General features: G+C 45.3%; 9 protein-coding genes and 1 pseudogene. 2 read left to right on the forward strand and 8 right to left on the reverse strand.

Features of this window, described 5'->3' with window-relative positions:
• Positions 1–75: 75 nt before the first annotated feature.
• The 7 genes from PAT3040_RS13090 to PAT3040_RS13120 all read right to left on the reverse strand — a co-directional run bounded on the left by PAT3040_RS13090 (position 76) and on the right by PAT3040_RS13120 (position 9,556).
• The gene (locus PAT3040_RS13090) at positions 76–2,337 is read right to left on the reverse strand and encodes a helix-turn-helix domain-containing protein (protein WP_108993005.1); all 2,262 of its coding nucleotides are present in this window, start codon (positions 2,335–2,337) and stop codon (positions 76–78) included.
• A gap of 153 nt (positions 2,338–2,490) precedes the next feature.
• The gene (locus tag PAT3040_RS13095) at positions 2,491–4,026 is read right to left on the reverse strand and encodes a type 2 periplasmic-binding domain-containing protein (RefSeq protein ID WP_181376595.1); all 1,536 of its coding nucleotides are present in this window, start codon (positions 4,024–4,026) and stop codon (positions 2,491–2,493) included.
• 28 nt (positions 4,027–4,054) lie between these two features.
• Positions 4,055–4,930 carry a carbohydrate ABC transporter permease gene (locus PAT3040_RS13100; RefSeq protein WP_087567493.1) on the reverse strand — a complete coding sequence of 292 codons (876 nt, stop codon included), beginning with the start codon at positions 4,928–4,930 and terminating at the stop codon, positions 4,055–4,057.
• A gap of 21 nt (positions 4,931–4,951) precedes the next feature.
• On the reverse strand, positions 4,952–5,809 hold the full coding sequence (locus PAT3040_RS13105; protein ID WP_306299318.1) for an ABC transporter permease: 858 nt from the start codon (positions 5,807–5,809) through the stop codon (positions 4,952–4,954).
• Between the two features lie 373 nt (positions 5,810–6,182).
• On the reverse strand, positions 6,183–7,631 hold the full coding sequence (locus PAT3040_RS13110; protein ID WP_108993007.1) for an MDR family MFS transporter: 1,449 nt from the start codon (positions 7,629–7,631) through the stop codon (positions 6,183–6,185).
• A 2-nt stretch (positions 7,632–7,633) separates the two neighbouring features.
• Positions 7,634–9,025, reverse strand: a complete 1,392-nt coding sequence (locus PAT3040_RS13115; protein ID WP_108993008.1) for an MFS transporter — start codon at positions 9,023–9,025, stop codon at positions 7,634–7,636.
• A gap of 165 nt (positions 9,026–9,190) precedes the next feature.
• Complete coding sequence (locus tag PAT3040_RS13120; protein ID WP_087567497.1) at positions 9,191–9,556, reverse strand: DoxX family protein; 366 nt, start codon at positions 9,554–9,556, stop codon at positions 9,191–9,193.
• 284 nt (positions 9,557–9,840) lie between these two features.
• On the opposite strand from PAT3040_RS13120, the gene PAT3040_RS13125 reads away from it, so the two are divergent.
• Both PAT3040_RS13125 and PAT3040_RS13130 read left to right on the forward strand, forming a co-directional pair.
• Positions 9,841–10,311 (forward strand): MarR family winged helix-turn-helix transcriptional regulator, encoded by a 471-nt coding sequence (locus PAT3040_RS13125; RefSeq protein ID WP_108993009.1) that lies wholly within the window; start codon positions 9,841–9,843, stop codon positions 10,309–10,311.
• 6 nt (positions 10,312–10,317) lie between these two features.
• Positions 10,318–10,605 (forward strand): annotated as a pseudogene (locus PAT3040_RS13130) (winged helix-turn-helix transcriptional regulator); the annotation flags it as partial.
• Here the strand turns inward: PAT3040_RS13130 and PAT3040_RS13135 are convergent.
• On the reverse strand, positions 10,504–13,041 hold a 2,538-nt coding region (locus PAT3040_RS13135; RefSeq protein ID WP_258234963.1), incomplete at its 5' end, for an Ig-like domain-containing protein. The pseudogene PAT3040_RS13130 and the gene PAT3040_RS13135 sit on opposite strands and share 102 nt — an antisense overlap.

The raw sequence follows: 13,041 nt of genomic DNA on the forward strand, positions 1-13,041 counted from the left end.
CCTGCCACTCCATGGCCGATAAGGAAATTTCCATAACGCTCCACACCTCTTCTGTTTGTATACCTGACTAAGGTTCTACGACCGCAAGCTCTTTCGATATTCATTCGGCGACATTCCCGTCTGACTCTTGAACACTCTTCGGAAGGTCTGTTCCGTATACCCCACCTTCTCCGCAATATTGTAGATCGGATCATCCGTCTGTTCGAGCTGCTTCTTCGCTTCATCTATCTTGATAGAAGCCACATATTGCAAGAAATTTTGGCCCGTTTCTTTGCGGAATAACCTGCTGAAGTAAGAAGGATTCAAGTTCACTTGCTCCGCTACGAGATTTAAAGAATGATCTTGGTCAAGAGTCATCGCGATATATTGTTTGGCCGATTCGATGATTTGCGTTCCTTTACTTTCATTCTCCCGTTCGATCAGCAGGAAGCAGGAGATAATCCATTCTTGCTTAAACCATTGTTCGATCTCTGTAAAGGACTGTGCTTTGAGTATTTTTTCATAGCCGTTTTTGTTGAGCAGCTCGTTAACCGCTTCGTAAGAGAAGTAGTTCAACCCTTGAATCATGGCGTCATAGAGCATCAGGAAGATTTGCCGGTAGGTTTGATCCGAATACGTTTTTAGTCGGATGATTTCCACGAACTCGTTGAAGCTGCTTTCCACCTCCGACTGATTCGCGCTCCGGAGCTCCTTCACGATTTTTTTGCTTGTATCAAAGGGATATTCGAACCGATCCTTCACTTTTATCACATCATTTATATCCAAAATTTGTTCATCCTCTCGGATGATGCGATACTGCAAGGCTTCTATCGCTTCTAAATAGGAGTCCCTTAGCTCGAACACGGAATGCCTGAGTCTTCCTAAACCTAAGGTAGCCCGGAATTTCAGATACGTCTTGATCGACATAATCAGCGCCTGCGTAATCTGCTTGGTTACCTGCTCCGCCTGCGCATCGCTTAGATCTCGCGGATAATACAAGATGAAGATCGTTTGATTGACCTCGGATCTTCTAAACGAATCGCCTTCCAGATGATAATGGCGGATAAAGTCCTCGAAAATATTAGACATCGCCGCGTGAACCAAAGCTTCATCTTCCACTTTAAAGCTTTTGTATAACAGATAATCCCCGGCATCGATAATAAAGGCAACACATTTTTGATCATGGGGAATTTTGTGCCGTTTTAACAAATCAGGCAAATCTTTTTCCGATTCGGAGTAATAGCCGGCCAATAAAGCAGACAAAAACGATCTTCTCAGTACCGGTTCGTTTATCTGCAAATCCTCTTTGAGTAATTGCCATCTGGCACGCAGCCAAGACCATTCGTCCTTGTTGTCGATCTGGCCCTCCAGAGCGTAATTTTCAGCTTTCAACCATTGATAAATAGGGGCATACAGCCTTCTCGAATTGATGTAGATGATGACTCCGCCCGTCACAATGGCCAAGAGGCTGATCAAGATGGTTACCCAAATAATCTCGGCTACAAATCCAGCCTGAGCATTTAGGGGAATCAATAGAGCCGTATAATAGCCGGTCTTCTCCGATTGAATATAAAGCGCGGTTAGATTGGACGGCTTGTCCTTCCAAATGTCGAATTGCCGCTCATTCCCTTTGATCCATTCGAGTCCCTTCGCTGCTTGACTCCCATCGATGTTCCCCTGTTTTCTACTTAAAATAGGCTGAAGCTCGGTATCCAAAAAGTACAAGTCGCCCATTTCAATAAAATCAATATCCCTTAAAATATCGGCAAATGCATTGTGATTCATATGCACAGTCAAATAAGCCCGGGGCGTCTTGGAGAAAGCTGGCAGCGCGATGGTATAGGAAACGACGCGAAAATTAGCGTTTGTCTGGTAATGCCACTCGCCAATCGGTCCGTGCTTTGGATAATCGGAGATCCACTCCTGATCCAGCATCGTTATATACCTGTCGTTAAACAACACCGCTTTGCTGTCGACGAAATAAAACGACACGCCATAACTGCCTTCAATGGATTGATTGAGCAGAGCCAGCTTTTCTTGCGCGTCCATCATTTGCTGGGAGCTTAACGAGCTGCTGTTCGTTTGGGCTGCCCTGACAAGATCCGCATCAAACACCAGAGAATACAACGCTTTCCTTGCCGCTTCCAATCGTTCGTCTACCCGTGATTGCAGCTGCCCCAGCATATTCATCCGGGCTTGATAATTTTGTTTCTCCATATTGTTGATCGTTATGTTATAGCTAATGGAGGAAATAAGAATAATAGGCACCACGACAGATACAAGTCCATAACCAATCAGCCTGTAAAAATATTGTTTGGAACGCCGTTTTTTCAGCAGTTGCTTTAATAAGCGAATCATCTTTCCCCCACCTTCCCTTCATCCGGCAGACGTTTAAGTCTTGCAGGACGAGGTGCGGGTTAAAAACCGCCTCATATAGCAAGCCAGTAAAGTCGTTTTTTTGCATAGACAGGAAGCCCGGGAGAATCCCCCAGGCCTCCATTATGATGTCATCTAGCCGTTCATAAGATCATATTGCGCTTTAAATTCTTTCATCATTTGCTGAACCGTTGGATTTGCCTTCAATTGCGCCACGTATTTATCCCAATCTTCCATGCTGGCTTCGCCGGTCGTCACTTTAACGATTGTAGCATCCAAATCCTTAAATACGTCCGCATAACGGTCCGAATACGTTTCGGAGATCAGCGTGTCGAACAGGCTAGCGGAAGTAAGCTCAATGTGCTCATCGATACTTTTAATTAACTCTTCTTCAAGGCCGTCAATCGTGAAACCGTTTTTGGTAACGTCATTGTACGGTCTGTATTTGTTAAGGAACACGATCGTGCCTTGTCCCGCCTCTTCGTCGCGCAGCTTGACCTGGGCTTCCGTATCGTTTACTTTCTGGCCCTCTATGCTGTCGTAATGAACGCCTTGGATTCCATAATTGATCAGATTGTTGATTTCCTCCGAAGCGGTTTTGTCCAAGTAAGCCAGAATTTGCGGAACCTTCTTCTTATCCACGCTGGACGGGATTAACCACATGCCATAGTAGCCCAGCTTTTGTTGGCCCGTATAACCTCCCGGTCCCTGGATCGGACTCAGGTTCGTGAAGCTGGCTTCAGGAAGTTTTTTCTGAATGTCTACCGTATATTCGCCTGCTGCATGCAGAGGAGTGCTGTACATGCCGCCAAGTCCTTGGACAAGCATATTTTTCATGTCGCTGTTTTTCATCAGGAAGTACTCTTTCGGCATTACTTCGTTGGCATACAGATCATTCATATACGCCAAGTATTCCTTATAGTTATCCGTCATCCAGTTCAACAACATCATATCATCTTCAAATTGCGGCTCATGGACGCCAAATGCCCCAAGCAGGGACAGGCCTCTCCCGACTAATCCGTAAGTGTCTTTTTTGCCATTGCCGTCTGGATCCTTCTCGCGGAAGGCGATCAACACTTCTCTTAACTCCTCTAATGTTGTCGGAGCTTTCAGATTAAGCTTGTCCAGCCAGTCTTTTCTCACCATGAAACCGTCGGCATTTAACCCAACGGGACTTGGAATGCCATAAATTTTGCCGTTAATCTTCGAATTGTTCCAGATCAACTCCGGAATTTCCGTCATATTAGGGTAGGCGCTCAAGTCGAACTCGCTCAAATCGTGGAAAGCCCCTTGATTTATCGCTTTTACCAAAGTAGGCGCCTTGCTGTTGAATGCATGCACAAGATCCGGGAGGCCGTTCGCAGCCATAACCAGATTGAGATTCTGATCGTAGTTGGATACCGGAACAACCTGAATATCCAGTACCGTGTTTGTTTCTTCTTGCAGCTTTTTGAATATGGAGCTGTTCTTGATATCAGCCGGAGGCTGGCCCCAGACTCCTGTCAGCATGCTGATGGATGTCGCTTCCTCATTCGCAGGCGTATTCGTTTCAGTGCCATTGGCGGCAGGACTGCCCGCAGGCGCTCCGTTATTTGAATTGTTGCCTGCGCAAGCTGTTAAAAATACAAGCATTGCCGATATGATTATCGCCGTTTTTTTTCTAACGTTCATGGTCATAACTCCCCTATTATATAATTATTTATCCCTTAACCGAACCGAGCAATACGCCCTTAGCAAAATGTTTCTGTAAAAATGGGTACACAACCAATATAGGAAGCATAACTAACACAAGAGAGGCCATCTTGATCGTCTCGGAAGGAGGCGGAACCCGGTTAAACTCATCGAAATTAATCGATGAACCCATACTCGTATTCGACTCAATGATCATCTGTGATAGAAATACCTGCAGAGGCCATTTTTGCGGATCCTGGATGTAGAAAATACCCGAAAGATAAGTATTCCATAGGCCGACTGCAAAAAACAATGAAAATGCTGCCATTATTGGCTTTGACAATGGCAATATGACTTTTTGGAAGATTTGCAGATCGTTAGCGCCATCGATATAGGCCGCTTCTTCCAGACTTCCGGGAATGCTTTTATAGAACGACCTGACTACAAACAAAGCCCATGGATTCGTTAATCCCGGCAAGATCAAGGCCCACAAAGAATTCATCAGGCCAAGCTCTTTGATTAACAGATAACTTGGAACTAATCCTGCGTTAAAAAACAGAATCAGCAGCACCATGTAAGTGAAGAACTTCCACCCCGGCATGCCGTTTTTGGTCAGCACGTAGGCGAAGGTCATCGTAAAAAACAGATTTAATACCGTACCAACCACGGTAATAAACACCGTGGACTGGAGCGAGTTCCACAGTTGGCCCGTCCCTAGAACAAATTTATAAGCATCCAGGGAAAAGTCTTTAGGTATTAATAGAAATTCTCCCTGAACATAGGTATCCGGATCCGTTAATGACACCGAGAATACATAAAAAAACGGAAATAACATCGTTAATGAAATTAGAGTCAAAACGATATAGTTTACGACATCTCCGAATTGGAGTTTTCCCTTTGTCATCGCTCCTTCCTCCTTCGATTATTAATACAATCCATCTTCGCCGGCTTTTTTGGCAAGATAGTTGCCTCCTACCACAAGAATAAGTCCGGCCACCGACTTGAACAGTCCGACCGCTATACTATAACTAAAGTTTCCGCTAAGAATGCCCTGCTGGTATACATAGGTGTCGAATACTTCCCCGACATTCTGCACCATAGGGTTCAACATTAACAGAATTTGTTCAAACCCGACGTCGAGCATGTCCCCCAATTTCAAGATCATCAGAATTACGATCGTAGATCGGATGGCCGGCAATGTCACATGCCATATTTTGCGTAATCTTCCGGCCCCGTCAACGGTTGCCGCCTCGTACAATTGTTGGTCCACTCCCGCGATCGCCGCAAGAAAAATAATCGTTCCCCAACCCACTTCCTTCCAAACATTTTGCCCGACCAGCAAACCGTAAAAGTATCGCGGCTCCGACAAAATAGATATTTCCGCAAACCCCATAAAATTTAATGCCTTATTCAGAAACCCGATATCGAAGGAAAAGAACAAGAAGGTAAAGCTCACTACGATAACCCAAGATAAGAAATGCGGCAAATAAATAATGGTCTGCGTGATTCTCTTGAAAGCTTCCGCCCGCACCTCATTTAACATTAAGGCCAAAACGATAGGAGCTGGAAAAAAGAAAATCAGATTCAAAATACTGATGGTCAACGTATTTCGAAGCAAAGGCCAAAAATCCCCATAGGTAAAAAATGTTTTGAAATTTTCAAAGCCTACCCATTCGCTTTCCCAAAAGCCTTTGAACGGATTGTAGTCTTGAAAAGCCAACAAAATTCCCCACATCGGCAAATACTTCATAATCAGGAAAAACAGAAAACCGGGCAAAGCCATGAGGTACATCCATCGGTAACGAATGATCCGTTTCCAAAGAACAGATGAACGTTTTGATGTCTGACTTGTTGGTACATGCTGATCAAACGTTTCTAAACTTGCGATTTGACTCCCCCCCTTCTAAGCTGTCCGCAACGCTAAGGCTAAATATATCAGAACAAAATCCAACTAAAAGATTGAATATTCGACACAGGCTGCATGTGCGAAAAGTCATTGACACATCAGGCCTTGGGCATCTTTACGATCATTTTTTTACATACGAAGAGGGGCTGAGGTAAAGAAATGATCGCTTGCAAATTGTTTGCTCTACGTATCCCGACAACGCAAAAAAGACACCTGATAAGGTGTCTCCCTGATATTCTGTTCTTAATCCCTATTCCGTTGGAGGTTGCGATCGTTTCGTAAAGAGCGCCACGGCAAGCGCAAGAAGGGCGAAAATAAAGCCGAATAGAAATGCATTTTGCACGCCCGAAACCATTGCCTCCGTTAGTTCGACCGGAGCGGCCGGATCGGAGGATTTCTCCAGATAACTGCGTTGCCCTGCAGTCATGATGCTGATAAAAAACGCGACTCCGATCGCCCCCGCTACCTGAGACAAGGTATTGAGAATAGCCGTTCCGTGAGGATAATAACGCCGCGGAAGCTGGTTCAAACCATTGGTTTGCGCCGGCATCATGATCATGGAGATAGACACCATCATACAGACATGCAGGATGATAAACGTCATCTTGGACGTTTCCGCCGTTACCTGCGTAAAGAACCACATCACGACCGCTAATATCACAGCACCGGGAATAATCAACGCTCGGGGACCAAAACGGTCAAACGCCTTTCCCGTTAACGGGGAAAGAAGTCCGTTCAAGATACTGCCCGGCAGCATAATCAGTCCCGAAGCATAGACGGTCAGACCAAGAGCTCCCTGAAACAGGAAGGGAAGCAGAGACATCGTCGAGAACATCGTCATCATCATAATGCACAACAGAATCGTTGTAAAAGTAAACAAGGGGTATTTGAACGCACGAAGATCCAGTAGCGGATCCTTCAATTTCAATTGACGAAGTACGAACAAAAGAAGCGCTGCAAAACCCACCAAGATGACTCCGTAAACCTGCGGGCTGTCCCATCCCTCGCCGGAGCTGCTAAATCCATACACGATCCCGCCGAATCCTATCGTAGATAAAATGATAGATACAACATCCACTTTCGGTTTCGTAGGCTGAGAGACATTTTTTAAATATATGAATGCAAAAATGATAGAAAAGAGCGCGAACGGTATAACGACATAAAATAACCATCTCCACTCCAATGATTCCAGAATGACACCCGAAAGCGTTGGCCCGATAGCAGGCGCGAACATGATGACGAGTCCGATACTCCCCATTGCCGCTCCCCGTTTTTCCGGAGGGTATAATAAAAGGATCGTGTTCATCAGGACAGGCATCATTAATCCCGTACCACCCGCCTGCAATAAACGACCGATCAAAAGAACCGAAAATCCGGGGGCCATGCCGCTAATGAGAGTGCCTAAGGTAAACACGATCATGGCGCCCAGAAAGACTTGTCTTGTCGTAAACCACTGCACCAGTAACGCGGAAGCCGGAATCAGAACGGCAACAACCAGCATATACCCGGTCGTAAGCCATTGCAACGTCGAAGCAGACACATTCAATTCAATCATTAATTGAGGAAATGCAACGCTCAACAGCGTTTCGTTTAATAAAGAAAAGAACGCCCCAATAATTAAGGAGATTAAGATCGGAAGTCTCTTTACATTCCCAAGCTTCAGAGAATTCGGAGCAGCGGTCGAAGTTGGAGTGTTCATAATTAACCCCTCTTCATTTGCTTCATATTTTTGTTCAACCCGGGAACACCCGCGGGAAACAGAAAACGATACAGCACGACTACGGCAATGATCACCAGGGACATGACAATAAATATGTTGCTGTACACATAAGCAGCTTCATTTGTAATCAAGGGATTGAAATGCATGGAAGCGGTGCCCTTGTCGAGCATTTTCCCGACTACGCTCATGGCCATCGCGCCAGAGATGAAATTAATCATGGAGAGCAGTCCCATGCCTACGCCTGTTTCCTCTTTGGACAGCGTCCGCGAAATCGTATTGGACATCGCGATCTGCATGAAAGTCTGACCCACGTTTCCTAGTATCAGAATAATCGCGATGACATATGCGGATAACCCGATAAAGGTAGATAATAAGAAGAAGGCTAAAAATAACAACACCGAAGCGACGAATACAAGCGCGAAATTGCCTCGGTCGTCGGCCAACCTGCCGCCCTTGCGTCCCATGATGGCCGAAGCAATTGCCGCTGGAACTAACACGAAACCTATATTAGCAGGGGACAAACCGTTTACCGCCGCTAAAAATTGAGGGGTCATAAATGTCATGCTAAAGCTCATTGCCGTCGTCAAAAAAGCAAGCAGCAACCCGATCGAATAGGTTTTGTTGCGGAACAGCCCCGGTTTAATAAAGGGTTCCCCGGCTTTCCGAATCCGGATGATAAATAAGGCCAGCATGACCAGCCCTCCGAGGAACAACCAAACTTGCATCTGCGTAATCGCTAGCAAGAAGACTGCGACCGCAACCGCAAGCAAACCGCCGCCAAGGACATCGATACTTCCCGCTTTCCCTTTCGCATTATCCAAATACTTCCGAAAGAAAGGAAGCGTCAGCAGCGGAAGCAAGGAAAGGACGAACATGAGTCTCCAGCTTCCAAAGCTGGTGATCACTCCCGCAGCGACCGGGCCCAAAGCATTGCCAAGCGCCAGCCCAACCGCGGAAGTGCCTAGCGCCCGCCCCCTTTTCTCGGGAGCAAAATATCGGATGGGAATGATCATCGCCGTTGCAGGAAGAACAGAAGCACCCGCTGCCTGGATCACGCGCCCCAATATGATAAGCCAAAACTCATTGGCAAGCAGACCGATCAAAGAACCGATAGCGAAAATTAACAGTCCGTACGTCAACAAATCCTTCAGCCGATATTTATCCGCCAATTTCCCCATCACGATGGACCCTACCGCGTATACGACCATATAACTTGTCATTATCCAACTGACTTGCGAAGGAACGAGACTGAACTCCTTGCCTATCTCAGGCAGAGCGACATTGAACATCGTACCGTTCATAACCGAAAATATCAACGTGACAACAAGAATCTTAAGCAGCTTGTCCGCATTTTGCGATGATGCGTCCGTCATAATCGGAACCTCTTTTCTATTCCTAGTAAATTATTCACATAACTTAAACTAAGTGTTCTCATAATGAGTATCCTCTGCATCATATAATACTGAGGATACTCATTATCATCTTGCGTGTCAAGTTATATTCCAACTTACTTCGAACGCACTAAGAATACAAAACGTTTAAAAAAGGTCTGTCATTGCGGAAAAATGGAGACTTGCGAGAACCAGAGTTAAAATCATGAGCATTGCCGCCGGAATCATTTTACCAATAGGATCTCTCGAACGAATATGGAACAATACCGCTCCTAGCATAATACAAGCAAGCCATAATGCCGCTAACGCGAGTACTCCCTCATTCCAAAAACCAATAATCAGGCCGACGACTCCCGCCAAGGCGATAAAACCCGTTGCAACTCTAAACCATTGGGGCAATCCCAAGTGCCTGAAGGTGTCTACCTGCATTTTGGCTCCCGTTATTTTGCCTACCCCCGAGAAGAAAAAAGCAAAGATCATTAAGGATTGCAAGACTATCGCTATAATACCCATGTGAAACCCTCCGTTTTTAATATGTGATTTAAACCTTGCCGCTAACCAACAACTAAAATAAATATCATTTTTACGCGCAAACACCTCGTTTCATCATAAAGATCGACTACGAATGGGAGTATCAGCAGTATTAAAATACTCTCATGGCTGGATCTATAGCTTAATACTCATTATGAGCGTATAATATAGAGAGGTTACTCACTAAGAGTAATCACATATTTACTATACTCACGAAATTGAGAATATAAAAAAATAGTGATTCTGTCAAGGAGGTAGTTCGTGCATTGAACTCAGATCAGCCAAAGTCGATTGACGTCATCCATATCTTAATGAGATCAGCAAACTACATTCAGAGAGAGTTCCAATCCCAGTTATTAGCGATAAACACGAATTATCAACTGACAGGTCCCAGGTTGCGTCTGCTCTCCGTCGTTGCCGAAACCGGAAAGATTCGCATGAATGAGTTAGCTGTAAAATTAGGCATTAAAGCACGCACCGTAACCGATTTTGTTGATGCGCTCGAACAGGATAAGCTTCTCGTTCGCATTCCCGATCCAACCGACCGACGTGCCACGCTGATCCAGCTTACGGAACTCGCGCAGTCCAATATTGAAAAAGTTCTTGCTGTCCAGGATACAATTGCGGACAACGTGCTGGAAAATCTTTCGTCAGAGCAGCAGAAGCAGTTTTTTGACCTTTTATCGCAACTAATCAGTAATAAGGAAGTTTCTGAAACATGCGGAGATTCCGAGTAGCTGAATATGCCCGGCATTACGCAAAAAATGTTGACGCAGCAACTCCGCCAGCTGGAGGAGGAGGACATTATCGCGCGTAAAGTGTATCCTCAGGTTCCGCCAACGGTCGAGTACTCCATTACGGAGTCTCTCCCCCTGATATATGAAAAAAGCCGCCTGGGACTTGCATCCGGGCGGCTCTGCGAAACGGTGTTATTTGCCTTTCACCTGCTTCAGCTCAATCGCGTTGCCGTCTCCGGCATAGTTGTAAACGTTGAAGTAACCTTCGGCAGCGATCGGGTTGCTCGGGTCTGAATCCAATTCGTTCAGGATGACACGAGAGCCCGATTTCAAAATGTAGCGTTCTCCGCCTGCGGAGCGGATCACGCCAATCTCAATCTCATATTCGCCTCCGGCTTTGAACTCATCATTCGGGATGATCCTGACCATTTTATGCCCCGGCTTCCATGTCTGGAACTCGATTTGGTCTTCCTTGATGACAAGCAGGTAACCTTTGTTTCCTCCCACCCAGGTCGGATCACCGGTTCGGTCGGAGCGCAGGGCAAAGCCGTACCAACCTCCGTCGAACGCTCCGAACTTCGTCTTGAACCGGAGCAACTTGCTGCCGAACTTCTGTCCTTCGTAGCCGAATACGCCTTCCCCGTCGATCCGGACATTTCCTTTATGGAACTCGACCGCGTCGGAATCCGTCCAGCGTTTCTTGTCTTTCAACGCTTTATTCAACGATTGAGTAGAGTATTTGGGCCAGGACTTAACGGTTACGGTTGCTTCAGCCTTCACTTGTTCATTTTCGTCAGATACGGCCGCAATGACTGCTGATCCGGACTTATGTGCTATGACTAAACCCGTATTGTCTACGCTTGCGACCGCAGGGTTACTGGATACCCAGTCAACCTTCCGATTAGACGCTTCCTGCGGCAATACATTTGCGTTTAGCTGCCTTCTCTCGCCCATCTCGAGCGACACCTTGCTCTGATCCAACTCAATTCCCCTTACCGGTTCTTTGACGAGCGAGATCTCTTTCGTCTTAAAGGAAAAGACTCCTTCTGAATTCCATGTATTATCGATAAATCGCGAACTTCCTTGAGCTTCTATCTTCCAATAGTAGGTTGTCTTTTCAGATAGATCTTCCAGGATAATACTCGTGTTATTAACCGTTTCATGATGAACAACTTGCTCAAAACCATGATCTAGAGCAAGTACAAACCGATAAGCGGAGGCAGATTGGGAATGCTCCCAAGTAAATTCTACTTTCGTTGGTTCTACTTCTTCCGATCCGTGTATGGGCGAGCTGAGGTTAAAGGATCCTGTTGATGGCATACGGATACGTTTGTCGTTTTGATATAAACCGATATTATCAAATGGGATATCCTCAAAACCCTCTACTTGGTCGAATACGATAGATTCTGGTTTAAGGCTAAAATTCATGTTATCGGCATCGACAAACCCTGGATCCTGACCTGCATCTAAAGTTAAATTATTTTCAACAACGCCATACTCCTTGACAATATCGGCAATCTGCATTTCTCCAGAGTTAATCATTACATTTTTCCGTACGGAGTTACCTGCTGGAATGCCCGGGTTATCATCAAGAATACTCGCTAATTCCGGATAGCGTGAACTCCAGGGCTCCTCTTGGAAAGGTACTGCATATAAACTCGTGTACAGGGGTCCGTCCGGATCCATACTGTGTTTGAACCAATCCGGCAAACTATATGCGCGATCATCTATGAAAATGGACTGTACGCCATCTATGATGAGGTTATTCTCGATAGAATGATCACGTCCCCCGCCTATAACAACAGCGCGATACAAATCATAAAATACGTTCCCATATGTGGCGGCACTGCTCATGGCATCATCTAAATAGATAGCGTTGACACCGACTCTTCCGCCGAGACCTCCAATATCATGGAAAAAGTTATATCGAATAACATTCCCTCTTTCCGTCCAATTCCTTCCTGCATAAACGGCCCCCGCATCATCTGACTCTGTTACGACATTAAAAAACTCGTTATATTCTATAAGATGATCGTTTCCGTATAACACCAGAGCAGTATGAGGTCCACCATGAATAAGGTTATGGGATGCCGAATTTCCTACACCCTCAATTAGAATGGCTGGAGTGTATGTTCTTACAATTCGTGAAAAGTTATAGATGTGATTGTTATCTGCCACATTCTCACCAGGTGTTAATGTCATTCGGTCACCGCCGCTAAGGGTAATTCCCCCAGCACCTGTGTCATAGATATCATTGTTTATAATTTGCAACTTTTTACTATTTTTGGTTATGATCGCTCTATTGCCTAGTTGTGCTAAAGTCATGTCATTAATTATGATATGAGATGAATCTTCAATATAAAAAGCATTCTTTCGACTCGTCCCCATATACATGCCTTCAAAAGAAATATGGGATGCATTCGAAATATGGATTAAATCTTCTTCTAAGACGGAGAGCTGAACACTGGCTTCTTCTAATTGCCCCTTTGGATATAAATATAAGCTGCCGCTTTCTCGATCCAAGTAATACTCGCCGGGCATATCAATTTCCTCTAAGAGATTATATACGTAATAACGTTGACCTTCCAAGATTCCGAAGGCGCTTGGTTGTACTGACTTTATTTGCTTCTTATCGGTATCAATCCAATCCACTTGCAGAGATTGATCGGACCAATCCCATCTCCAATAACCATACATCCATATGTCATTGGCTTCTGTCCATCGACTAGG

This window comes from Paenibacillus agaridevorans (assembly GCF_003112455.1).
Taxonomy (GTDB): domain Bacteria; phylum Bacillota; class Bacilli; order Paenibacillales; family Paenibacillaceae; genus Pristimantibacillus; species Pristimantibacillus agaridevorans.